The organism is Arthrobacter sp. Y3223151 (assembly GCF_059091125.1).
The window spans coordinates 488,844-512,174 of sequence record NZ_JBNHGI010000001.1; the positions used below are offsets into that span (position 1 = coordinate 488,844).

The 23,331-nt window shown below is 68.9% G+C and carries 19 protein-coding genes and 1 pseudogene; 13 read left to right on the forward strand and 7 right to left on the reverse strand.

What is annotated here, in order from left to right:
• Positions 1–80: 80 nt before the first annotated feature.
• The 6 genes from AC5RUP_RS02375 to AC5RUP_RS02400 all read left to right on the forward strand — a co-directional run bounded on the left by AC5RUP_RS02375 (position 81) and on the right by AC5RUP_RS02400 (position 5,529).
• The gene (locus AC5RUP_RS02375) at positions 81–755 is read left to right on the forward strand and encodes a GntR family transcriptional regulator (protein WP_494154212.1); all 675 of its coding nucleotides are present in this window, start codon (positions 81–83) and stop codon (positions 753–755) included.
• Entirely contained in the window at positions 752–2,272 is a 1,521-nt protein-coding gene (locus AC5RUP_RS02380) for an MmgE/PrpD family protein (protein ID WP_494154210.1), read from the forward strand. Before AC5RUP_RS02375 ends, AC5RUP_RS02380 begins: the two co-directional genes overlap by 4 nt.
• A complete protein-coding gene (prpB, locus tag AC5RUP_RS02385) occupies positions 2,273–3,178 on the forward strand; it encodes a methylisocitrate lyase (RefSeq protein WP_494154209.1) in 906 nt (301 codons plus the stop codon).
• Positions 3,179–3,212: 34 nt separating this feature from the next.
• On the forward strand, positions 3,213–4,367 hold the full coding sequence (locus AC5RUP_RS02390) for a bifunctional 2-methylcitrate synthase/citrate synthase (RefSeq protein ID WP_494154208.1): 1,155 nt from the start codon (positions 3,213–3,215) through the stop codon (positions 4,365–4,367).
• 231 nt (positions 4,368–4,598) lie between these two features.
• On the forward strand, positions 4,599–4,865 hold the full coding sequence (locus AC5RUP_RS02395) for a hypothetical protein (protein WP_494154207.1): 267 nt from the start codon (positions 4,599–4,601) through the stop codon (positions 4,863–4,865).
• A 58-nt stretch (positions 4,866–4,923) separates the two neighbouring features.
• Positions 4,924–5,529 (forward strand): biotin transporter BioY, encoded by a 606-nt coding sequence (locus AC5RUP_RS02400; protein ID WP_494154206.1) that lies wholly within the window; start codon positions 4,924–4,926, stop codon positions 5,527–5,529.
• A gap of 54 nt (positions 5,530–5,583) precedes the next feature.
• Here the strand turns inward: AC5RUP_RS02400 and AC5RUP_RS02405 are convergent, their stop codons facing one another.
• The 7 genes from AC5RUP_RS02405 to AC5RUP_RS02435 form a co-directional block, all read right to left on the reverse strand.
• Positions 5,584–8,439, reverse strand: a complete 2,856-nt coding sequence (locus AC5RUP_RS02405) for a helix-turn-helix transcriptional regulator (protein ID WP_494158240.1) — start codon at positions 8,437–8,439, stop codon at positions 5,584–5,586.
• A gap of 39 nt (positions 8,440–8,478) precedes the next feature.
• Entirely contained in the window at positions 8,479–9,303 is an 825-nt protein-coding gene (locus tag AC5RUP_RS02410) for a fumarylacetoacetate hydrolase family protein (protein WP_494133142.1), read from the reverse strand.
• A gap of 106 nt (positions 9,304–9,409) precedes the next feature.
• Complete coding sequence (locus AC5RUP_RS02415) at positions 9,410–10,405, reverse strand: cation diffusion facilitator family transporter (protein ID WP_494154621.1); 996 nt, start codon at positions 10,403–10,405, stop codon at positions 9,410–9,412.
• On the reverse strand, positions 10,402–10,884 hold the full coding sequence (locus AC5RUP_RS02420) for a transporter substrate-binding domain-containing protein (protein WP_494154620.1): 483 nt from the start codon (positions 10,882–10,884) through the stop codon (positions 10,402–10,404). The genes AC5RUP_RS02415 and AC5RUP_RS02420 overlap by 4 nt, the downstream gene beginning before the upstream one ends.
• Before the next feature lie 108 nt (positions 10,885–10,992).
• Positions 10,993–12,012, reverse strand: a complete 1,020-nt coding sequence (locus AC5RUP_RS02425) for a PHP domain-containing protein (protein ID WP_494154619.1) — start codon at positions 12,010–12,012, stop codon at positions 10,993–10,995.
• 39 nt (positions 12,013–12,051) lie between these two features.
• Positions 12,052–13,491: a phytoene desaturase family protein gene (locus tag AC5RUP_RS02430; RefSeq protein WP_494158241.1), complete on the reverse strand. Its 1,440-nt coding sequence runs from the start codon at positions 13,489–13,491 to the stop codon at positions 12,052–12,054.
• A gap of 1 nt (position 13,492) precedes the next feature.
• Positions 13,493–15,076 (reverse strand): glycosyltransferase family 87 protein, encoded by a 1,584-nt coding sequence (locus AC5RUP_RS02435; RefSeq protein ID WP_494158242.1) that lies wholly within the window; start codon positions 15,074–15,076, stop codon positions 13,493–13,495.
• Between the two features lie 139 nt (positions 15,077–15,215).
• Here AC5RUP_RS02435 and AC5RUP_RS02440 point away from each other — a divergent pair.
• The 7 genes and pseudogenes from AC5RUP_RS02440 to AC5RUP_RS02470 form a co-directional block, all read left to right on the forward strand.
• Positions 15,216–16,328, forward strand: a pseudogene (locus tag AC5RUP_RS02440) (cytidylyltransferase domain-containing protein); the annotation flags it as partial.
• 114 nt (positions 16,329–16,442) lie between these two features.
• Positions 16,443–17,360 carry an N-acetylneuraminate synthase family protein gene (locus AC5RUP_RS02445; protein ID WP_494092119.1) on the forward strand — a complete coding sequence of 306 codons (918 nt, stop codon included), beginning with the start codon at positions 16,443–16,445 and terminating at the stop codon, positions 17,358–17,360.
• Between the two features lie 9 nt (positions 17,361–17,369).
• Entirely contained in the window at positions 17,370–18,341 is a 972-nt protein-coding gene (locus AC5RUP_RS02450; protein WP_494153802.1) for a glycosyltransferase, read from the forward strand.
• On the forward strand, positions 18,338–19,684 hold the full coding sequence (locus tag AC5RUP_RS02455; protein ID WP_494153801.1) for a polysialyltransferase family glycosyltransferase: 1,347 nt from the start codon (positions 18,338–18,340) through the stop codon (positions 19,682–19,684). The genes AC5RUP_RS02450 and AC5RUP_RS02455 overlap by 4 nt, the downstream gene beginning before the upstream one ends.
• Positions 19,685–19,694: 10 nt before the next feature.
• The gene (locus AC5RUP_RS02460; RefSeq protein WP_494153800.1) at positions 19,695–20,804 is read left to right on the forward strand and encodes a hypothetical protein; all 1,110 of its coding nucleotides are present in this window, start codon (positions 19,695–19,697) and stop codon (positions 20,802–20,804) included.
• On the forward strand, positions 20,804–22,051 hold the full coding sequence (locus AC5RUP_RS02465) for a DUF6716 putative glycosyltransferase (protein ID WP_494153799.1): 1,248 nt from the start codon (positions 20,804–20,806) through the stop codon (positions 22,049–22,051). The genes AC5RUP_RS02460 and AC5RUP_RS02465 overlap by 1 nt, the downstream gene beginning before the upstream one ends.
• Positions 22,052–22,180: 129 nt before the next feature.
• A complete protein-coding gene (locus AC5RUP_RS02470; RefSeq protein ID WP_494065354.1) occupies positions 22,181–23,266 on the forward strand; it encodes an inositol-3-phosphate synthase in 1,086 nt (361 codons plus the stop codon).
• Positions 23,267–23,331: the final 65 nt, after the last annotated feature.

Genomic DNA, 23,331 nt, shown 5'->3' on the forward strand with positions numbered 1-23,331 from the left:
TAATCTGCTCATGTATACACATACATCCTGCTTCGGCTGATTCTTTCACAATTAGCCCGTCTGTGTATACACTGATTTCCATGCGCGCCAGTGACAGGGCTTACATTGCCCTTCGTGAAGACATTGTGGAGTGGCGGCTGCCCCCGGGAACCGTCTTGGGCGAGGTGGAGCAGGCCGCCCGGCTCGGCGTCTCCCGCACTCCGCTCCGCGAGGCGCTGGGTCGGTTGACCGCGGAAGGGCTGGCCACGCCTCACGCCGGACGCGGCGTCGTCGTCGCCGACGTGTCGCTGGAGAACGTCACCGAGCTCTTCGAACTGCGCACGGCGCTGGAATGCCAGGCCGCGGCTTTGGCCGCCGTTCGCGGTAATCCGAGCGAATTTCGTCAGCTGCAGCAGGAGTTCCTCGCGTCCGCGGAAGCGATGCGCGATTCTGCGCCGGATCCGCGGGCTTACTACGAGTTGGTCGGCAGGCTGGACACCGCCGTGGACAATGCGGCTGGCAGCACTTATCTGCGGCAGGCGATGGCCAACCTGCGCGTCCACTTGATCAGGATCCGCCGGCTCGCGCGGGACAACCCGGCCCGCTTGCTGGCCTCGGCGGCCGAACATGCCAACATCGCCGGCGCCATCGCCGACGGCGACAGCCAGGTGGCAGCCGCGGCGACCCGCATCCACTTGCACCAAAGCTTGGAACATTTCAAGGACGCATCCCCAAAACAACACCCCGATCAGCCCTCCGAAAGGACTGTCTCATGACCGTCAACCATCACGTGCGCGTCTACCGCAGTGAAGAGAACCTGCCGCGCGAGGACCAGCTAGCCCAGAAGATTGCCCGCGTAGCCACCGACCCGGTGGAGGTTTCCACCGATGTAGCCGAGATGATCATCAACCGGATCATCGACAACGCCTCGGTGGCCATCGCGTCCCTGAACCGCGGGCCGATTATCGCCGCGCGTGCGCAGGCGCTGAGCCACCCGGTCTCCGGCGGCGGTCACGGCGCCGGGATCTTCGGCACCAATGAGAAGACCTCGCCGGAGTGGGCGGCGTGGGCCAACGGCGTGGCCGTGCGCGAACTGGATTACCACGACACGTTCCTGGCGGCCGACTACTCGCACCCGGGCGATAACATCCCGCCGATCCTCGCGGTGGCCCAGCACGTGGGCGCGAACGGCCGCGACGTGCTGCGCGGCATCGCCACCGGTTACGAGATCCAGGTGAACCTGGTCAAGGCCATCTGCCTGCACAAGCACAAGATCGACCACGTGGCCCATTTGGGGCCGTCGGCCGCCGCCGGGATCGGCACGCTGCTGGGCCTGGATACGGAGACCATTTTCCAGGCCGTGGGCCAGGCGCTGCATACGACGACGGCGACCCGCCAGTCGCGCAAGGGCGAGATTTCCACGTGGAAGGCGCACGCACCGGCCTTCGCCGGCAAGATGGCGGTGGAGGCCGTGGACCGGGCGATGCGCGGGCAGACCTCGCCCGTGCCGATCTACGAGGGCGAGGACGGCGTCATCGCCTGGCTGCTGGACGGCCCCGACGCCTCCTACGACGTGCCGCTGCCTGCCCCGGGAGAGCCGAAGCGGGCCATCCTGGACACCTACACCAAGGAGCACTCCGCCGAGTACCAGGCCCAGGCCTGGATCGACCTGGCCCGCAGGCTGCACCGCGAGCACCCGGAGGCCACCGACGCGCAGAACGTGAAGTCGGTGCTGATCAGGACCAGCCACCACACGCACTACGTGATCGGCTCCGGCGCGAACGATCCGCAAAAGTACAGCCCCACGGCGTCCCGCGAGACGCTGGACCACTCGATCCCGTACATCTTCACCGTGGCCCTGCAGGACGGCGCCTGGCACCACGTCGATTCGTACGCCCCGGAGCGGGCGGCCCGGCCGGACACCGTGGCGCTGTGGCAGAAGGTCAGCACCGAGGAAGACCCGGAATGGACCCGCCGCTACCATTCGCTGGACATCGCCGAGAAGGCCTTCGGCGGCTCCGTGGAGATCACGCTGGCCGACGGGACCGTGATCACCGACGAGATCGCCGTGGCCGATGCCCACCCGCTGGGCGCCCGCCCGTTCGCCCGGGAGCAGTACGTGTATAAGCTGCGGACCCTGGCCAAGGGCATCGTCGACGATGCCGAAATCGACAGGTTCCTGGCCGCCGCCGAGCGCCTGCCCGAACTGGCCGCCGGCGAGCTGGACCAGCTGAACATCCAGGCCGCCGACGGGGTCATCGACCCCGCGGCCGGACCGAAGGGGCTGTTCTAAATGCTCTACGCCGCAACCACACCGGAGCAAAAGCGCCGGACACTGCGCGAGGGGCTGGCCTCCGGGCAGCTGCAGCAGTTCCCCGGGGCGTTCAATCCCCTCTCGGCGCGGCTGATCCAGGAGAAGGGCTTCGACGGCGTGTACATCTCCGGCGCCGTGCTGGCCAACGACCTGGGGCTGCCGGACATCGGGCTGACCACGCTGACCGAAGTCGCCACCCGGGCCGGGCAGATCGCGCGGATGACCGACCTGCCGGCCCTGGTGGACGCCGACACCGGCTTCGGCGAGCCGATGAACGTGGCGCGCACCGTCCAGGAACTGGAAAACGCCGGCCTGGCCGGCTGCCACATCGAGGACCAGTTCAACCCCAAACGCTGCGGCCACCTGGACGGTAAGAACGTGGTGGACCTGGAGACCGCCAGCAAGCGGATCCGGGCCGCCGCCGACGCCCGCCGGGACCCGAACTTCCTGATCATGGCCCGGACCGACATCCGGGCCGTGGACGGCCTGGCCGCCGCGCAGGACCGCGCCCGCGCCCTCGTCGACGCCGGCGCGGACGCCATCTTCCCCGAGGCCATGCGCACCCTGGAAGAATTCGCCGCCATCCGCGAAGCCGTTGACGTGCCGGTGCTGGCCAACATGACCGAATTCGGCAAGAGCGACCTGTTCACCGCGGACCAACTGTCCTCCGCGGGGGTCACCATGGTGATCTACCCGGTGACCCTGCTGCGCAGCGCGATGGGCGCGGCCGAGCGCACCCTGGACGCGATCAGGGCCGACGGAACCCAGCAGTCACAGGTCGCGGACATGCTCACCCGTGCGCGTTTGTACGAATTGGTGGATTATGAGGCGTATAACCAGTTCGACACCTCTGTATTCAATTTCCACGTGCCCGGCCGGCACTGACAAGACACTGACCACAAGACATAGGAGTCGAGCTATGAGCACAGATGTATCAACCGCAGCACCGCAGATCCGCAAGGGGCTGGCCGGCGTCGTCGTCGACACCACGAAGATTTCCAAGGTCAACGCGGAGACCAACTCGCTGCTGTACCGCGGCTACCCGGTCCAGGACCTGGCCGCGCACTGCAGCTTCGAAGAAGTGGCCTACCTGCTGTGGAACTCGGAACTGCCCGACGCGGTGCAAATCCACGACTTCACCACGGCTGAACGCGGCGGGCGCGCCCTGGATCCCGTCGTGCGGTCGGTGATCGATGCGCTGCCGGTTGATGCGCACCCGATGGATGTCTGCCGCACGGCGGCCAGCGTGATCGGCGCGCTTCACCCGCTGGCCGGAGATTCCTCTCCGGAGGCGAACATGGCCAAGGCAGTGGAGCTGTTTGCGGCATTCCCGGCGGTCGTCGCCTACGACCAGCGCCGGCGCCGCGGCCAGGAGCTCGTGGAACCCCGCGAAGACCTGGGCTACGCCGCAAACTTCCTCTGGATGTCCTTCGGCGAGGAGGCCGCCCCGGAAGTCGTGGACGCGTTCAACGTCTCGATGATCCTATACGCCGAGCACTCGTTCAACGCCTCCACCTTCACCGCCCGAGTCATCACCTCCACCCTGTCCGACCTGCACTCGGCCGTAACCGGGGCGATCGGCGCGCTGAAGGGCCCGCTGCACGGCGGAGCCAACGAGGCGGTCATGCACACCTTCGAACAGATCGGCATCCGGGCCGACGAACCCCGCGAGGAAGCCGCCGCCCGCGCCCGGACCTGGATGGAGCAAGCGCTGGCCGGGAAGCAGAAGGTGATGGGCTTCGGCCACCGGGTCTACAAGCACGGCGACTCCCGGGTACCGACGATGAAGGCGGCCCTGGACAAGATGATCGAGCACTACGGGCGGCCCGAAATTCTCGGCCTCTACGACGGCCTGGAACAGGCTATGGCCGAGGCCAAGGACATCAAACCGAACCTGGATTACCCGGCCGGGCCCACCTACCACCTGATGGGGTTCGACACGGAAATATTCACTCCGCTGTTCGTGGCCAGCCGCATCACCGGCTGGACCGCCCACATCATGGAGCAACTGGAATCAAACTCACTGATCCGCCCGCTCAGCGAATACAACGGAATGGACGAGCGCTCCTTCTAGGGAGCGAACAGCAGTGTGCGTCACAACAACTCATACTGCTGCCCACTAGCTGCGGTGGGGCATCGGACGATCACCCGGATCGTCAATCCTAACGCCACGATTACGATGCTCCACCGCCCATTAGCCGCCCTCTATCACTACGCAAAGAGCAATGACAGAGGGTGCCAGCCAAACACACCCGAAACCTGATGCAACCTCAGCCGAGGGCACTAACTTGGAAAGCAGTTCCTCATGGACAAGATTTCACACTTGACTGCCATGAAGCCCAGACGAGTCGAGGATTGGACCGCGCTCAAGGGCGTTTCTATCGATGTTCGTCTGAACGGCAGGACAATTTGTTCAGGCATTGTGGACGCGGTAACAACGGATGGATCCATTCTTTGGGTGCACCCTGCCGGGTCCGAAAGAAGGCTCTTCCAGAAGAGTAATTCCTATGAAGCCTGGAGCGATGAGCAATCCGCCCCGTTCGTCTACAGGATTTCGGGTAAGTCCCAGTAATAGCCCACAGAGTACCGTTTGGCCGACAATACAGGCCGGGCAACGAGAAGGAGCAAAAATGAGTACTACCGCCGCCGTAGCGCGTCAGGGTGTCCTGGCCGACGCCCTGGTCCCCAGCACCGCCCTGGCCAACACCGCGCTGGTCGTCGGCGGTGCCGGCCTGACCGCCGTGATGGCGCAGCTGGCCGTACCACTGTGGCCGGTCCCGATCACCGGCCAAACCCTGGCCGTCCTGCTGGTCGGCAGCACGCTGGGCCCGGCCCGCGGCATGCTGTCGATGGCACTGTACTGGGTGGCCGGCGTGGCCGGCATGCCGGTGTTCTCCGAGGCCTCGTCCGGCCTGGCCGCCGCCGTTGGCCCGACCGGCGGCTACCTGGTGGGCTTCATCGCCGCCGCGGGGCTGACCGGATGGCTGGCCAAGCGCAACTGGGACAAAAAGTTCCTGGGCGCCACCGTCTCCTTCCTCGCCGGCACCGTGATCACCTTCGTCTTTGGCATGGCCTGGCTGGCCATCTCCCTGGGCGCCGACCTGCAGCAGACCCTCGAGTGGGGCCTGTACCCGTTCATCATCGGCGGCATCGTGAAGTCGCTGATCGCGGCAGCCGCCATGCCCGCCGCGTGGAAGCTGGCGGCCCGCCTGCCCAAAGACTCTTCCCGCGTGTAGCGTTGGGCTGCCTGCGGCCTGAATACTCGGGCGCCCTAGGGTGCTCGGCGCAGCTCAGTCCTGCCGGTCCAGCACGGCCGCCAGTTCCTTGCGGGACGCAATCCCGAGCTTGGCGAACGACCGGGACAGGTGCCACTCCACCGCCTTGATGGTGATGAACAGTTCGGCCGCGATCTTGCGGTTCGTGAGCCCCTTGGCCGCCAGGGAGCAGACCCGGTACTCGGCCGGCGTCAGCCGGTCGGCCTTGTTCTCCGCGATCAGCGGCAGGTGGTGATCCTGCTGCGCGAGCAGGCGGGTCATGCGCCGGGCCACCGCGGCGGCCCCGATCCGGTTTCCCAGGACCAGCGCCTTGCGCGCCGCCGCCAGCGCTTCCGTCCTGAACACCGCCAGCGCGTCGGCCTGCGCCGGCTGCAGGCAGATCTCGGCCAGGTCGGCCAGGGCGAGCGCCAGCTGGTAGCGGCCCTCGTGGGCTTCGAGGAGCGAGATGGCTTCGCGCAGCATGACGACGGCGCCCGGCCCGGGCTCGGCCAGCGCGGCGGCCCGCAGCACAGCGCCGGTCAGGCGCGGGGCGCCGAAGGAGCGGACCTCCTGGAGCAGTTCGGCGGCAACCGCGGCGGCGTATTCGGCCTGCCCGGCACGGGCGGCGGATTCGATGGCGCTGCGCGTCCACAGGTTCAGTGTCGGGCCCAGGCCGGCGCCGAGGTCCATGGCGGTGGCGAAGTACTCGAGCGCCAGCTGGTGGTCGCCGTGTCCGGCGGCCACCACTCCGTGCAGCTGGAGCGCCATCGCCTGGACCAGCGGCACGCGTTCTTCCGCCAGCGGGACCCGTTTGAGCAGGGCGTCGGCGGCGGCCAGGTCGTCCCGGGCAAGGTAGATTTCGGCCAGCGTCACGCAGGCTACCTCCAGGTACGTCCGCCAGCCGGTGTCCGCCGCCTCCATGCTCGTTTCCAGGTCCATCTGGGCCAGCCGCAGCCGCCCCCGGTTCAAGTGGATGGCGCCGCGGCAGTAGGTCAGGGTGGCGTTCGCCATCGGCGAGGAGTTGGCCCGCGCCTCCGCGATGGCCGCGTCCAGCAACTCGAGGGCCGCGGCGTCCTGTTCCGAGCCGTTGAGCGCACCGGTTGCGTAGTTGATGATGTTCGACTCCGCGCCGACCTCCGCCAGCAGCTTTCCGCCGGCGCACGCCCGCAGGGCCAGTTCCCCGCTGCGTTTGGCATCGATTCCGGTCACGGTCAGCCGCAGCGCCTCCTGCACCAGCAGCAGCCGGTCGCTCGGGCCGTCGTGCGCCGGGTCCTGCGCCAGGATGCTCGCCAGCTCCTGGCGGTACTCCGCCGAGAACTGCAGCTGCTGGAACCCCGCCCCTGTCGCCAGCGCAACCACCCGCCGCCTGAGCTCGGTGTGCGGGTCGCCGTCGTTGTCCAATTCGCTCAGGGCCTGGCTGTAGTAACGCGCACTTTCCTCGATCCGGTTGATCGAATACCGGGCCTCGGCGAACTCCAGCAGCAGCTCGACGCGCGCCCGGGTGCCGCGGGTCATGGCCAGCGCCCGTCGTCCCAGGACCTCCGCCTGCGGGAGGTGGCCGGCGTCCTGATGGGCCAGCGACGCTTCAATCACGATCCGGCGCTGCAGCTCCTGTGCCAGCCCGTTCTCCGCCATGGCCCGTTCGATGAGCCGGACGGCGAACTCCGCCGCGCCGATCCGGCGGGCTCCCCCGGCGGCATCGAGCAGGATCTCGGCCGAGGCAGGGTCGGCGCCCGGTTCGGTCGCCAGGAGGTGGCCCGCCACCACGGCGCTCTCGCTGCCCTGTGCGATCAGGGCGGCCGCCGCCCGGCCATGCAGTTCGGCCTGCCGTTCGGGCTCCAGCGAGGCGAGCACCGCTTCGGCCACCAGGGCGTGCTGGATCCGCGGGCGGGGACGCAGGGCGCTCAGGAACCGCGCGGCGGCCAGGCGTTTCAGCACCGGGGTCAGGCCCGCCGCCGACAGCCCCGTCATGCGCGCCAGGAGTTGGTGGCTCGCGTCCTCCCCCAGGACGACGACGGCGTCCAGCACGGCGCGCTCGGTCGCCGAGAGCCGGTCGAGGCGGTCTTGAAGGACGGCGGCTTCCGCCTGGTCCTTGCCGATTGCGGCGGTATCGAGAGGTGGGCCGGCGCCGCCCTCCAGGAGCTCGTGGACATAGAACGGCGTTCCCCCCGCCGCCGCGTGGATGCGCGCCGCCACGTCGTGGTCGGCGGCGGGCCTGCGGCTGGCCGTCCACTCGGTCACGGCCTGGCGGTCCAGCGGTTGCAGCGGCCAGTGCACGCGGCCATCGGCACGGGCGGCACTGCCCCGGGCACCGCCGTCGTCGGCATCCAACAGCAAAGAGTCCGCCAGGATGCCGTCGCCGCGCTCCGCACCCTGGCCGGTACGCACCCCGCGCAGCAGCAGCAGCGGGACGTCGATCAGCAGGCCCGCCATGTCGGACAGCGACTGGAGCGAAAGTTCGTCCAGCCACTGGGCGTCGTCCACCACGGCGGCCACCGGTCCCTCCTGCGCCAGCGAACGCAGGACCCAGGAGGCCGAATAGGTCAGGGCGTCCTTGTGCAGCGGACCGCCCGCGTAGGTCAGGAAGGAATGCAGCACCCGGCCCTGCCCGTCGAACGGCGGGCCGTGGACCGGCACCTGCTGGGCCAGCGGCGCGAACCACTGCCAGAACATGGATCCTGGCAGCGAACGGCGGGCGGCGCCAGCCGCCCGCAGCAGTTTCCAGCCGCGCGCGGAGGCCTCGGCGCACACCGTCTCCAGCAGGGATGTCTTACCGATTCCGGACGGGCCGCTGACGGTCAGTTCGATGCTGCGGCCGGATTCCACAGCAGTGGCGAGGTCGCGCCACTGCGCCACCTCCCGGTCACGCCCAAACAGCCGTGTTTGTGCCACTCCTTGATCCTAGGACGCCGGAGGGAGAAATTCGACGTTTCAGCGCGGCTCTTCGGCCACGCAGCGGTTATGCAATTCGCCGATTCCCTCGATCCTCGTCACCAGCTGCGCTCCGGCGGGAATCCATTCACGCGGTTTCCGGGCCAGTCCCACGCCGGCCGGGGTGCCGGTGGCCAGCAGGTCACCGGGTTCCAGGGTCATGAACTGGCTGACGTAGGAGACCAGCTGCGCGCAGGAGAAGATCAGGTCCGACGTGTTGCCCGACTGCTTGGACACGCCGTCAAGCTCGCATTCCACCGCCAGCCCTGCCTCCGGATCCAGCTCGTCTGCCGTGACGACGACGGGGCCCACCGGAGTCATCCGGTCCCAGTTCTTGCCCTGGAACCACTCCGAGGTGCGGCCCTGCCAGTCGCGGACGGAGACGTCGTTCATCACCGTGTAGCCGGCGATCGCGTCCCGGGCGGCGGCGTCATCGGCGTACCGGATCCGGGAACCGATCACCACGGTCAGCTCGGCCTCCCAGTCGATCTTCGTGCTGGCCGCGGGCAGCACCACGTCGTCCACCGGGCCGACCAGCGCGTTCGGGTACTTGGTGAAGATCGTGGGGTATTTGGGGACCTCCTGGCCCACTTCCTCGGCGTGCGCGTAATAGTTCAGGCCGGCGCAGAGGATCTTGCCCGGATGCAGGATCGGCATGTCCAGCTCCGACGCCGCCGGCGCGGGGCCCCGCTCGCCGGGCAGGGTCCGCCAGTCCCCGCCCCTCAGCAGTTCGCCGACGTCCCTGGCCGGCAGGTAGTCGGTGGCGCCGCCGTCCTGCCGGAACGCCTGCGTCGTCCCGTTCCGCCGTACTGTCCCCAGACGCATCTGTACCTCCTTGCGGCAGCCGTGCGCCGCCGTCGTGATGTTGTTGGGCCCTGGCAGCAGGGCCTCCTTGCACGATATACGGTGGGGCGCGCCGCACGGGGAGCGTTCAGAGGTTCCTTTCGGACTGGCGCTCCGATGCTCCGCCTGCTTCCTCGGGCAGTTCGGAGACCGGCACCAGGACCGTGTCGTGGATCATCCAATGCAGATCGATGCAGCCGTCCCGCGCCTCTTCGAGGACATCGACCGAGGGGACGCGTCCATCGCGGGGGACGACGAAGGCCTCAACGTGCAGCACATGGCCCTGGTCGCGGACACGCGAGCCCGCTTCTTCCACCCATTCCAGTTGGCGCAGATAATCATCGATGCGTTCGATCAGCGGGTGGGGCTCCGAGTCGTCAAAGGTGGTGGCCCGGCTGTCCATCAGGTCGGTGACGGAGCCCCGCATGTTTTTGTAGCCGTCGCGCAAAATTCCCCCGGCGATGAACAGCGCCGCGGCGGCGTCGGCCCACCACAGACCGATCCCGATGCCGGCGACCCCGACGATGGAGCCGACGGCCGTCTTCCAGTCCGCCTTGTTCATGTCCGCATCGGCATAGAGGACCTTGTCATGCAGTTGCTCGGCGAGTTTTTCCTTGGCCCGGCCCAGCAGGACCGGAGGAACGGCGGTCACTGCCATGACGACCATCATGAGCCAGCCGAGCCAGACGGTGTGGCCCAGCAGCTGGACCGATCCGATGGGCGGGTGCTCCCCTTTCAGCAGGCCCATGCCGGAGTCGACCACCAGGAACGCGCCCATGGTGCAGAGGGCCACCGCGGCCACGAGATGCGCAATCCCGGTCGACCGGTGGTACCCGTAGGGGTACTTCCGGGTGGGCGGCCGGTTGATGATCTTCATCGCCAGCAGGAACGCGATGGGCGGGGCGAGGGAGAGCATGTCTTCGATCCAGGCCGCCTTCATCGCCTGCGAATTGCCCATGACCAAGGCGACCAGGGTGACGGAGACCGCCAGCACGGCGATGGTGGTCCACTGGAGCCTGATGGCGCGCCGGAGGGCCTTTTCCTGCTCATCGGGCAGCTCGGTCCGGCCGAATTTGGTATTCATCCCTGTCCCTTCCGGTCGAGAAGGAACTTTTCCAGTTCCCGCAGGAAGGCGTTTTCGCCCATCCTGGCGGCCATGACGTATTCCACTTTGCCTCCGTCGGGGGCGCGGCCCTCGGCGTAGGGCTGGGTCAGGGCGGCCTTGTCCGACCACGGCGATTTTTTCGTCAGGCCTCCGATGACGAGGTCCAGGTCGCCGCCTTCGAGCTGCCCCATCAGGGATTCCTCGCCGGCCGCTGTCCAGGCGATGGTCGCTTCGCGGGTCGCGGCGAATTGCCTCACCAGGTCCGCCTCCGAGCCCGCGGGCTCCGCGCCGTCCCGGACCGCCGTCCAGGGCGGGTTGTGCGAGACACCCACCCGGAGGGTACCCCCGCTGATGCGCTCCAATGTCCCCTCCGGGTCCGCCGGCACCTGCAGCCCGCAGGAGGTCATCAGCAGCATGGCCAGCACCGCAAAAGCCGCCTTCGAGAAATTGTTCAGCATACTTGGGACCATAGCTAAACCGGCGCCGTTTTGGGGACGCCCGGGACGGCTTGCCGACGTCGGGCCCGGTCGGCGCTTCCGCCGGGGTCGGAAGCGATTACAGGCGGGCTACCGGCCCTCGCGGCACCACTCGAGCAGGCGCTCCACGGGCCAGGTGGTGATGATCCGTTCGGCCGGGACGCCGTTTGCGGCCGCCCGTTCGGCGCCGTAGTGGAGGAAGTCCAGCTGCCCGGGCGCGTGGGCGTCGCTGTCGATGCTGAACAGGCAGCCGGCATCGAGGGCCAGCTGGATGAGCTCGTCCGGAGGGTCCTGCCGCTCGGGCCGGGAGTTGATTTCGACCGCAACGTTGTTCTCCGCGCAGGCGGCGAACACGCGTTCGGCGTCGAACTCCGACTGCGGGCGGGTTCCCCGCGATCCCTTCACCAACCGCCCGGTGCAGTGGCCCAACACGTTCGTGCGCGGGTTCTCGATGGCCCCGAGCATCCTGCGGGTCATGGTGCCCCGGTCCGACCTCAGCTTGGAGTGCACGCTGGCGACCACCACGTCCAGCCGGTCGAGCATCTCCGGTGACTGGTCCAGTTGGCCGTTCTCCAGGATGTCGGCTTCAATCCCGGTCAGCACCCGGAAGCCGTCCGCCGCAGCGTTGAGCTCCGCGACCAGCTCAAGCTGCCGGGCCAGCCGCTCCGCGCTCAGGCCGTTGGCAACCGTGAGGTTCGGGGAGTGGTCGGTCAGGGCAAGGTAGTCGCGGCCAAGCCAGCGGGCGGCATCGGCCATGGCTTCCGGCGGCGAGCCGCCGTCGGACCAGTCGCTGTGGCTGTGCAGGTCGCCGCGGAGGGCCTGGTGCAGCTCGCGCCCGCCCTCGGCCAGGGGTGTCGCGGCGCGCTTGCGCACCTTCGCCAGGTAGTCGGGGACCTCGCCGTCGACCGCCTGCTGGATCACCACGAAGGTGCTGGAACCGATCCCTTTCATGCTCTTCAGCCGGCCGGTGCGCGCCCGCTCGGCCAGCTCGGCGGGCTCCAGCCCGCCGGCGACGGCGGCCGCCCTCCGGAACGCCTGCACTTTGTACGTGGGCGCGAGTTCGCGCTCCAGCCAGAAAGCGATTTCGTTCAGGGCCGCGACAGGATCCATGGGACCATCTTCCACCGGCACCGCCCGCTGTTCCATGGCTTACGGCCTCAGGGACGGCACAGCCAGTCCGAATTGCTCCCGCAGGGCCAGCTCGGCGGCGCGGTAGCCGGCCATGCCGTGCACGCCGGGGCCCGGTGGTGTCCCGGCCGAGCACAAATAGACACCGTGCAGCGGGGTCTGCCAGGGCGTCCGGCTCAGCACCGGGCGCGCCGCGAGCTGCAGCAGGCTGACGGCCCCGGTTCCGAAGTCGCCGCCGACGTAGTTGGGATTGTAGGCCTCGTAGTCCGCCGCGGACATGCTGGCCGAATCCACCACCAGGTCGGTGAAGCCGGGGGCGGCGCGCTCCAGCGCAGCGGTGATGACCGGCTCCATGTCCCGGGTGGAACCGCCCGGAACGTGGCAATAGGTCCAGAGCACGTGGCGCCCGGCCGGCGCCCGGGACGGATCGACCACGGCGGGCTGAGCGGTCAGGATCACCGGGTCTTCCGAGTGCCGGCCGCGGGCAATGTCCCGCTCGGAGGCTGCCATCTGTTCCCGTGTCCCGCCCAGATGAACGGTGCCGGCCCGGCGCAGGTCCGGATGGGCCCACGGAACCGGCCCGGACAGGATGTAGTCCACCTTGGCCGCCCCGGGTCCGTAGCGGAAACGCTGCAGGGCGCGCGCATAGCGGGACGGGAGCCGTCCGCCGGCCAGCCGCAGCAGTTCGGTGGGCGAGGTATCCAGCATCACCGCCTCGGCGCCGGTCAGCTCGGCGAGCGACGCGACCCGGTGCCCGGTCTCGAGCCGGCCGCCGTGGGCCCGCAGGTCCTCGGCCATGGCGTCGATGATGGCCTGCGACCCCCGGGCGGGCAGCGGGAAGCCCACGGCATGGGCGAGCGCGCCGAGCATCAAGCCCGCGCCCGCCGACGAGAGGCGGCGCACCCCGCCGGGGGTGTGCGCGGCGACTCCGGTCAGCAGGGCCGGTGCGAACTGTTCCTTGAAACGCAGGTTCCAGGCGGGAGAGCCCTGTTCCAGCGTGCGGAGCCCGTACCGGAACGCCGTCACCGGCCTCGCGGGCACCTGGAGCAGCTGGTCCATGGTGAACTCCAGCAGCGCATCGGTCCGCGCGACGAGCGGTTCCATCAACTGCCGGTACGCGCCGCCGTCGGCCCCCAGCCCGGCCACGGTCCGGTCGAGGTCGCGGTGGGCCACCGCCGCGGCGGCGCCGTCGATCACCTGCCCGTAGGAGACCTCCGGCACCAGCAGTTCGATCCGCTGGTCCAGCCCGAAGTCCCGGAAAAACGGCGAGGCCGCGGCCATCGGGTGTACCGCGGAACAGACGTCGTGCCAGTGGCCCGGCTCCATCAATTCCACCGTGCGGGAGCCCCCGCCGGGCGTGGCTGCCGCCTCGAAGACCGTGACCCCGAGGCCAGCACGCGCCATAATCACGGCCGCCGCCAACCCGTTGGGCCCGGCGCCGACTACCGCTACGTCCGTCACGTTAATCTCCTTCCCGCTGGGGCTTCCACCTTGTGGCCTGCGCGGCCTCACCGGCAAGGCCCGGCCAGGTCGAGGGCCGCCGCACGGCATCTATGCCCGACGAAGAATGTTCGGCCTGCCCGTTCCCGACGGCGGCCGCCGGGCCGGCGCCCCTCCCCCTGGCGGCACCCGGCAACGGCAGCGTGAACCTGTCCGGCGCGCCGTCGTAGTCCCCGCCCTGCGGGTCGTCGGTGTCCACCCGGCGGACCGGGTCATGCTCCGGCAGCCAGATGGCACGCACCACCTTCCCCGCTATGTATGCCGTTGCTGCTATATGCGCGACGACCGCCAGCACGTAGTACGGCGTGTCCAGGTTGCGTGCCGCTTCGCCCCCGCTCGTCACCTGGCCCAGATGCATCCAGGTGGCCCACCAGTGCATCGCCTCGAAGAACTGCCAGATCAGGAAGTCGCGCCAGCGCGGATGGGCCAGCACGGCCAGCGGGACCAGCCACACCACGAACTGCGGCGAGTAGACCTTGTTGGTGAGCACGAAGGCCGCCACCACCAGGAACACCAGCGACGCCATCCGCGGGCGCCGCGGCGCCGCCCAGGCCAGGAGCGCGATGCCCGCGCAGGCGGCCGCGAACAGCAAGAGGGAGGCGGCGTTGATGAATTCGGGGCTGAGGACGGGCAGTTGCTGCCGTTGCGCCATCAGGTTGTAGGCGTACCAGAGGGACGAGTGACCGGCTTCGCGCTGCCGGCTGTAGTCCAGGAAGTGGAACCAGCCGCCGAAGTCGCGCAGCATGAACGGCAGATTGACCGCCACCCATACCGCGGCCGCCGCCAGCGCGGCCCGGGCCAGGGGGCGGTACCTGCCGGTCCGCACCGCCAGCAGCACGATGGGACCGAGGATCAGCACCGGATACACCTTCAGCGCGGCACCGAGGCCGACGAGCACTCCGGCCAGGACCGGGCGGCGCCGGGCGAAGGCGAGCATCGCCAGCGCCGCCAGCATTGCCGCCCAGAGGTCCCAGTTGATCGTCCCGGCGAGCACAATGCCCGGTGCCAGCGCCACCATCGCCGCGTCCCAGGGCCGCCGGTGGCTCATCCGCGCCGTCGCGATGACGGTGACCAGCCAGACCACGGCCACCAGGGTGGCGTTGATATCGAAATAGGCCAGGGCCCGTTCCGGGGACGCGCCCTCGCCGGGCACCCACCACGCCGTGGCCCCGGCCACCAGACCCAGCAGCACCGGGTACTCGAAGGAACTTCCCGCGGTGACGAACGGGATCACGCCGCCAGCCAGCCCGCGGGACTCGAAGAGCACCGGCCAGTCCGAGTAGCAGCCCATGTAGAAGTAATCTGGCAACTCCCACCCGGCCAGCCGGCATGGCGTCTTGACCAGGACGGAAAGCAGCGCCGCGAGCGTTGTCATGATGATCAGCACCCGCTCCACGGTGAAAAATCCGGGCGATACCAGGCCCGGGGCGCTGTGCCGGCCCAGTGATCCGCCCACCATTTCGGTGAACTGCTTTAGGAACGGGTCGTTGCGGCTGGGCACCACGATGCGCAGCGGCGTGCGGCGCGAAGAGCGGGACCCGGGCATGTTCCAAGACTACTGTCGGCCGCCCGGCGGCCGCAGATCCGGGCCCAGGCGGCAGGTTACCCGTTTAGTCCGCTGCTGCACGCCTTCCCGTAACCTGGTCCACCCCGGGCCGTTACCGGTGCTTCCTACCGTGACTCCAATGAGTTACAACGATCCCCGGGAAGTTCTGGTCGTCATCCCGGCCCGCGGCGGTTCCAAGGGAATCCCGTTCAAGAATTTGATGTCCGTGGCCGGCCGGAGCCTGGTGGCCCGCGCCATCGACAGTGCGTTGGCGGCCCCTTCGGTGACCGACGTAGTGATCAGCACCGACCATCCGGACATCGCGGCCGAAGCCGAACGCTGCGGCGCCCGCGTCGTCGTCCGCCCCGCGGAGCTTTCCGGAGACACCGCCAGCAGCGAATCCGCCGTGCTCCACGTGCTCGCCACGCTGCCCCGGCAGCCGGCGGTCACCGTCCTGCTGCAGTGCACCTCGCCGTTCATCGAGCCGGAGCACCTGGACCGGGCCGTCCTGGACGTGCTGGAGGACCGGGCCGACGTCGCCTTCTCCGTCACCGAGAGCCACGCGTTCCATTGGTCGCTTGACGACGACGGTGCCGTCACCGCCGTCGGGCACCACGCCGACGTGCGGCCCCGCCGCCAGGACCGCCGGCCGCAGTACCGCGAAACAGGGGCGTTCTACGCCATGCGCACCGAGGGCTTCCTCGACCGCGGGCACCGCTTCTTCGGCCGGTTGAAGCTGCAGGAAGTGCCGGCCGGGCAGGCGATCGAAATCGACTCGCCCGAAGACCTGGCCGTGGTCCGGGCACTGGCCGGCCCGGCGGGAGCCGCGGCGGCCGGCGCCGTCGACGTTGACGCCCTGGTCATGGACTTCGACGGCGTCCACACCGACGACCACGCCTTCGTGAACGCCGAGGGCGAAGAGTTCGTCCGCGTCAGCCGCGAGGACGGCATGGGAATCTCCCGGCTGCGCAGCACCGGAATTCCGCAACTGATTTTGTCCACCGAACGCAACAAGGTGGTCAGCGCCCGGGCCGGGAAGCTCGGCATCGACGTCCTCCAGGACGTCTCGGACAAGGCCGGAGCGGTCCGCCAATGGATGGCCGTGAACCGGTTGGATCCCGACCGGGTTGCCTACGTGGGCAACGACGTCAACGACCTGCCCGCCATGGGCGTCGTTGGTTGGCCGGTGGCTGTGGGCGACGCCCGCGCCGAGGTCAAAGCCGCGGCACGGACCGTGCTGCAGCATCACGGCGGCGAGGGCGCGGTCCGCGAGATCTGCGAACTCATCCTCGCCGCCCACAGCGGTGCCGGCGGCCCGCGCCGCCTTCAACAAGCCACCACAGTAACAACCAGAGAGAGTGCACAGATGACTACCGAAGCTACCGTTTCCGTCAATGTTCCCGCCGGTTCCCCGGCGCCCGTCGCGATTGGCGACGTGCAGGTCGGTGCCGGACAGCCGGTTTACGTGATCGGCGAGATCGGCATCAACCACAACGGCGACATCGAGATCGCGAAGCAGCTGATCGACGTCGCCGCCGAGGCCGGCGCGAACGCGGTGAAGTTCCAGAAGCGCACCCCGGAGATCTCCACCCCCGCGGACATGCGGGACAAGATGCGATCCACCCCGTGGGGCGAGATGACCTACCTGGACTACCGGTACCGGGTCGAGTTCGACATGCCGATCTACCAGAAGCTCATCTCCCACGCCGCCGACCGGGGCCTGCACTGCTTCGCCTCGCCGTGGGACGTGCCCTCGGTCGCGTTCATGGAGGAAGCCGGCGCGCTGACCCACAAGGTCGCCTCCGCCTCCGTGACCGACACCGAACTGCTCACCGCGCTGCGCGAGACCGGCAAGCCGGTGATCCTGTCCACCGGCATGTCCACGATCGAACAGATTGACAAGGCCGTGGAAATCCTGGGCACGGACAAGCTGATCCTGATGCACGCCACCTCCACCTACCCGCTGCCGCCGGAAGAGGCGAACCTGCGCATGATCACCACACTGCAGGAGCGCTACCAGGTGCCGGTGGGCTACTCCGGGCACGAACGCGGCCTGCAGATCTCGCTGGCCGCCGTGGCCCTGGGCGCGGTGACGGTGGAACGGCACATCACCCTGGACCGGACCATGTGGGGCTCGGACCAGGCCTCTTCGCTGGAGCCCAAGGGCTTCGAGGCGCTGATCCGCGACATCCGGATCCTGGAAGAAGCCATGGGCGACGGCGTCAAGCGCGTCTTCCCGGGCGAGCTGGCGCCGCTGTCCCGCCTGCGCCGGGTGGACGGCTAAGCACACGCCATGAACCAGCCATTACTGAGCGTCATCATCCCGGCGAAAGACCAGGCCCCTTTCATCCGCGACGCGATGACCAGCCTGACCCGCCAGTTCGATGATCCCTCGGTCATGGAAATCATCGTCATCGATGACGGTTCCACCGACGGGACCGGGGAGCTGGCCGCCGCCTTCACCGGCCGGCTCCCCGGCCTGCACATCCTTCGAAACGACGCCGCGACCGGCCTGGCGGCGGCCCGCAACAAGGGGCTGGACGCCGCCACGGGACGCTACATCGCCTTCCTTGACCCGGACGACTGGTACGCGCCCGGCCACCTGTCACGCATCACGGCGGAGATCAGGCAGCTGGGGGTGGACTTCCTGCGGGTGGACCACGTGCGGCACGCCGGGGGAATCCGGACCATTCATCGGGCGCCTCAGGCCGTGCGCGGCGTCGCCCTCGATCCCCGCCGGGACATCGGACCCATGGACGCCTCATCCATGGTGGACTACCCGTTCGCGCCCTTCGGCATCTTCGACGGCGCGCTGCGGGAGGCCGGGCTGCTGCACTTTGTGGACGGCCTGCATACCGCCGAGGACCGTCCCTGGATCTGGCGGCTGCACCTGGAGGCAACCTCCTATGCGGTTTCGGACCAGTTGGGTGCCTTCTATCGCCGCGGCGTCGCGACCTCCTTGAGCCAGATCTTCGACCGCCGGCAGTTGGATTTCCTGCGCAGCTACGCCGAGGTCTTCCGGCTGGTGGCCGCAGACCGCGAGGCAGACCGCTTCCGGCCCAAGGCTATCCGGCAATTCCTGGCCATCGCCTGCCATCACCTCGATCGGTCGGAGAAGATGACCAGGGCCGTCCGCCGCGAACTGACGTCCGGGATCCGGGCTGTTGTGGCCGGCCTCCCGGCCCCCGCCGTCGGCAGCTGTCTGGCGGGCATGGACAAAAACCGGCGCCAGAAGCTGGAAACAGCGATCGGACCAGTGAAGTGAAAGAACTTTTCGTCGTATCAACGCTCTATCAGGTCGTCTCACTGGCCGCGGCCGTCGACGACGGGACCGTTCCGGCCACCGGTGCCGAACGCATCCTGGTGCTGACCAACAATGCCTTGATTCCAGAGATCACCGTTCCGTTCCACGAGTCGCCGGGCTTCGCCGATGCCGCTCGGAGGTTCGACCGCGTGGTGGACCTCGGCAAGCTGCTCTGGCCGCGGCGGCCGGGGCAGTTCAATCCCCGCGAGCAGGACCTGGATCTGTGGCAAAGGCTGCTGCGCTCGGAATGGGACTTGGGCGACGACCCGGTCCATCTCTACGTCGAGTCCATCCAGGTCAACCCTGCGGTCGCCCTGGCCCGAACCTTCGCCCAGGCAACCGTCTCGGTACACTCGGACGGCCTGATGAGCTACGGGCCCACCCGCAACCCCGTCCCGCTGGCCGTGGCCCAGCGGCTCGATTCCCTGCTGTACGTGGACCTCGTCCCCGGGCTGCGCCCGCAGTTGCTGCGCGAGCATGATCCCAAGCTGCTGCCGGTGGATCCGGCCTCCCTGCGCCGCGCGATGGAGGAGCTGGACCGGTCGGTGCCGCCCCTGGTACTTCCGGGGTCCCAACCGGATGCCGCCGGCAGCGCGCTGCTGCTGGGCCAATACCTGGCCGAGCTCGGGATCCTGTCGGCCGAGGAAGAAGCGGCGCTGCACCGCGGGATGATCGAAAAGGCCCTGGAGCGGGGGATCCGGCACTGCATCTTCAAGCCCCATCCCAACGCCGGACCGGCAGCCCTGCGCTCCGTCCAGTCGGCGGCCGGGGACCTCGGGGTACGGCTGGAGATCCTGGAGTCCCCGGTACCCGCGGAAGTGGTGATGCAGCGCCTGCAGCCCCGGTTGGTGGTCAGCTGTTTCTCCACCGCCCTCATGACCGCCAGGTACCTGTTCGGCATCGAGGCGGCGGCCGTAGGAACCGAACTGCTGCTGGAGCGGCTGACCCCGTACGAAAACAGCAACCGCGTGCCGGTCACCATCATCGACGCGATCCTGGAGCGGAACTTCCACGCCCCGGACCAGGAGGCGGCAGACACTCCCCCTGCCGGCCGCCTGCAGCATCTGGTCGAAGCCGTCTCCTACTGCATGCAGGGCGATACGCTGGCAGCAGGCCGCCCGAGTGCGGAAACGTATCTGCAGCACATCCAGGACGGACCCCACATGCGCTATTTCAAGCGGCGGCGGCTGACCAAGCTTCAGCTGCCGGGCGGATTGCCGCCGGCCGTGGCCGCCCGCCCGCTCGCCAAAGTCGGGCGGCTGGGCCGGCGTGCGGTCCGCACACTCCGGCGGGCCGCCTCGTGAGGCGGGCGCGATGACGGAAACGGCGATCACCGCGGCCTTCCTTCCCCAGCTGGGACCGGCGGCGGACGGTTATCCCACCCGTCCACCCGTCGGGTCCAAGGCACAGCGCGGGCGCCGGAGCGAACTGGTGCGCCCGCGCTTTGGCCGGGCCGCCGTCTGGGCCGAGTCGCCGTTGCAGTTGCTCAGCGCCGTGGAGGCGCACGGTGCCGGCCTGCTCGGCCGGGACACGCTCATCTACCCGCGCAGCGATGCCGTCGGCATGGACAGCACCCTGCAGTCGCTGATGGAACAGGTGCCAAGCGGCGTCCGGTTCGCGCCGCCGGCGGCCGCCCTCCCGGCGGTGCGCAACAAAAAGCTCGACCGCTGGGTCACCGGCGACGCCTACTCCGGCAAGGTCCAGGCGGAACTGTTGCGCGGCGTGGGCGCGGACGAACTGGTCATCGTGGACGACGGCCTGGCGACGCTGAGCCTGCTGCAGATGCTGGTCAGCGTGCGGCCCGTCCCGCTGATCAGGCCGCGGGCTGTGCCGACCACCCGCCGCAAGGCGCTGGGCCTGGCCACCTGGTGGACCCTGCGGAGGATGGCCGGCCAGGGCCGGCTCTTGGTGTTCACGGCCTTGACCGTGCAGCCGTCGGTGGAGAAAAAGTTCCGGGCCCTCGGCGGGCATTTGGAACGGCACCGCTTCGAGTGGCTGGGCACTCAGCCAGTCACCGAAAACATCAGTGAGCCGACCATCGTGGTGGGTTCGGCGATGCCCGCCGACGGGCTGATCCGGGCGGAGCCCTACCTGGAGTGGGTGCGGTCGCTGACCGAGGACGGCCCGATAGCGTATTTCCCACACCGCCGGGAACAGCCGGAACTGCTCGGCGCCTTGGCGGAGCATCCGCTGATCCACGTCAAGGAACACACCATTCCGGTGGAAATGCGCCTGCGCGGCCTCCGGCCCGGGCAGGCAGTCCGCGCCCTGCCCTCCACGGTACTGGCCTCGCTGCGCCTGATCCTGGCCCCGTCCGGCGTGCCGCTGAAAGGGCAGCCGGTACCGGACGACTGGTGGCTGCCCGGGACAACGGAAGAACTGCGCCGGCACCTGAGCAGCTCCCTGCGGGACGGAGGCAAGTGATGGCCCCCGAGCCGCGGCATTCCGCCGCGCCCGTCGCCGGCGGGCAGCACCCGGCCCAGCCGTTCCGTCTGCTGGCAGTCGCCGACAGCGACTCCTACCTGAAGTTCGCCTGCGCCACGCTGGATTCCGTCGGCGCCGGGTGGGAGCGTGAGGTGCTGCTGGTGCGCTCCCCCATCCTTCCGACCCTGGAGCAGACCCAGGCAGCCACCGCAGGGACCTTCCTGGCCGGCAAGGCGCCGCGCGTGATTCCCGCCTCGGGCCTGCGGGCCGCGCTGGCGGGTGCCGACGTCGTGCTGGCGGCAGCCACCGGACCCATCGTGGAAGAGATCTTCGCCCAGGCGTCCCGAATGCCGCGGCGGCCCGCCCTGGTGTCCGCGCTGCCGGGAGTGGCCTTCCCGGCCACCCGCAAGGCGCTGAACTACCGGGCGCTCGGGGACGCGTTCATCACCCACAGCCACGCCGAATGCCGGGCGTTCAGCGACTTGGCCGACGCCATGGGGCTGCCGCAGCGGATCCTGGTGTCACGGCTGCCGTTCCTGGCCTCGGCCGGGCGTCCGGAGCCACAGCAGAAGCCGCTGGATTCGGTGGTGTTCGCGCCGCAGGCCAAGGTTCCGGTGGAGCGGGAGCAGCGCGTGGCCATCCTGCAGGCCCTTGCTGCGTTGGCCAGGCGCCGGCCGGAGTTGTCGGTGCGGGTGAAGCTGCGGGCCTGGGCGGGCGAGCCGCAGACGCACACCGAGCAGTATCCGTTCGACCAGTTGTGGTCTGAATTGGTGGCGGCTCGGGCGGTGGGCGGGCACGAACTGCAGTTCTGCACCGGCCCCATGTCGGACCAGCTGACCCCGGGAGCCGCCATGGTGACCGTCAGCTCCACCGCGGCGCTGGAAGCGCTCGACGCCGGCCTGCCGGTGCTCATCCTGGACGACTTTGGACTCTCCGAGCAGATGTTGAACAAGGTGTTCGACGGTTCCGGGCTGGTCGGCAACCTGAAGGACCTGGTGGCCGGCCGGTTCGGGCATCCCGACCCGCGCTGGTTGCGGGACAACTACTTCCACGCCCAGTCGGTGCGGCTGGACGAAGTGCTGGCCAACTTCGCGGCACGCGCCAGGGCCGGAAAGCTCTCGACCGATCCGGATCGCCTGGCCGCGGTGCAGCGGCGCAAGCTGCGCTCCAGGCTGCGCACCGTCCTGCCCGCGCCGGCCTTGAGGCTGGTGCGGCGGCTGCGCAACGCCCGGCGGCTGCCCGCCTGAGCGATTAACCCGCGCTGCGTACCGTCCCGGGAATGGACGCGCCCGGCAATGTGTTGAAACACGGCGTAGACTGGATAGGCTGCCCGCCATCGGCGCGGCGGCCATACAGAAGTGTTTCGAAGGAGAACCGTGGCAGAGAACCCCATCCGGGTAGCGATCGTCGGTGTTGGAAACTGTGCGGCCTCGCTGGTCCAGGGCGTCCACTACTATCGTGGCGCCGACCCGAGCGCAACGATCCCCGGACTGATGCACGTTGAGTTCGGCGCCTACCACGTCGACGACGTGCAGTTCGTCGCCGCGTTCGACGTTGACGGCAAGAAGGTGGGGCTGGATCTCGCCGACGCTATCGGCGCCAGCGAGAACAACACCATCAAGATCGCCGATGTTCCGGCCACCGGCGTCAAGGTCCAGCGCGGCCACACCCTGGACGGCCTGGGCAAGTACTACCGCGAGACCATCGTGGAGTCCGACTACGAGCCCGTGGACGTGGTCGCTGCCTTGCGCAAGGCCGAGGTGGACGTCATGGTCTGCTACCTGCCGGTCGGCTCCGAGAAGGCCGCCAAGTTCTACGCGCAGTGCGCCATCGACGCCGGCGTCGCCTTCGTTAACGCCCTGCCGGTCTTCATCGCCGGCACCCAGGAATGGGCCGACAAGTTCACCGCGGCCGGGGTTCCGATCGTCGGCGACGACATCAAGAGCCAGATCGGTGCCACTATCACCCACCGCGTGATGGCCAAGCTGTTCGAAGACCGCGGCGTGGTGCTGGACCGCACCTACCAGTTGAACGTCGGCGGCAACATGGACTTCAAGAACATGCTCGAGCGCGAGCGCCTGGAATCCAAGAAGATCTCCAAGACCCAGGCCGTGACCTCCAACACGTCGGCCGTGCTCGGCGACGACGACGTGCACATCGGCCCCTCGGACTACGTGTCCTGGCTGGATGACCGCAAGTGGGCGTTCGTCCGCCTGGAGGGCCGCAACTTCGGTGACGCCCCCGTCTCGCTTGAATACAAGCTCGAGGTCTGGGACTCCCCCAACTCGGCCGGCGTGATCATCGACGCCATCCGTGCCGCCAAGATCGCCCTGGACCGCGGAGTCGGCGGACCGATCCTCTCGGCGTCCAGCTACTTCATGAAGTCCCCGCCGGAGCAGTACGACGACGACACCGCCCGCGCGAAGGTCGAAGCCTTCATCCGCGGCGACTCCGACCGCTAAGACGCACCGCAAGAACCGGGGCCGGCCCAATGGGGCCCGGCCCCGGTTCTTCTTTTGCCAGCCGG

Bases quoted from the DNA above. Each gene is read 5' to 3' on its own strand.
- AC5RUP_RS02380 (WP_494154210.1), top strand. From the start codon at position 752: ATGACCGTCAACCATCACGTGCGCGTCTACCGCAGTGAAGAGAACCTG.
- AC5RUP_RS02420 (WP_494154620.1), bottom strand. From the start codon at position 10,884: ATGCTGAACAATTTCTCGAAGGCGGCTTTTGCGGTGCTGGCCATGCTG.
- AC5RUP_RS02415 (WP_494154621.1), bottom strand. From the start codon at position 10,405: ATGAATACCAAATTCGGCCGGACCGAGCTGCCCGATGAGCAGGAAAAG.
- AC5RUP_RS02400 (WP_494154206.1), top strand. From the start codon at position 4,924: ATGAGTACTACCGCCGCCGTAGCGCGTCAGGGTGTCCTGGCCGACGCC.
- prpB (WP_494154209.1), top strand. From the start codon at position 2,273: ATGCTCTACGCCGCAACCACACCGGAGCAAAAGCGCCGGACACTGCGC.
- AC5RUP_RS02375 (WP_494154212.1), top strand. From the start codon at position 81: ATGCGCGCCAGTGACAGGGCTTACATTGCCCTTCGTGAAGACATTGTG.
- AC5RUP_RS02450 (WP_494153802.1), top strand. From the start codon at position 17,370: ATGAACCAGCCATTACTGAGCGTCATCATCCCGGCGAAAGACCAGGCC.
- AC5RUP_RS02395 (WP_494154207.1), top strand. From the start codon at position 4,599: ATGGACAAGATTTCACACTTGACTGCCATGAAGCCCAGACGAGTCGAG.
- AC5RUP_RS02425 (WP_494154619.1), bottom strand. From the start codon at position 12,012: ATGGATCCTGTCGCGGCCCTGAACGAAATCGCTTTCTGGCTGGAGCGC.
- AC5RUP_RS02445 (WP_494092119.1), top strand. From the start codon at position 16,443: ATGACTACCGAAGCTACCGTTTCCGTCAATGTTCCCGCCGGTTCCCCG.
- AC5RUP_RS02460 (WP_494153800.1), top strand. From the start codon at position 19,695: ATGACGGAAACGGCGATCACCGCGGCCTTCCTTCCCCAGCTGGGACCG.
- AC5RUP_RS02390 (WP_494154208.1), top strand. From the start codon at position 3,213: ATGAGCACAGATGTATCAACCGCAGCACCGCAGATCCGCAAGGGGCTG.
- AC5RUP_RS02435 (WP_494158242.1), bottom strand. From the start codon at position 15,076: ATGCCCGGGTCCCGCTCTTCGCGCCGCACGCCGCTGCGCATCGTGGTG.
- AC5RUP_RS02465 (WP_494153799.1), top strand. From the start codon at position 20,804: ATGGCCCCCGAGCCGCGGCATTCCGCCGCGCCCGTCGCCGGCGGGCAG.
- AC5RUP_RS02410 (WP_494133142.1), bottom strand. From the start codon at position 9,303: ATGCGTCTGGGGACAGTACGGCGGAACGGGACGACGCAGGCGTTCCGG.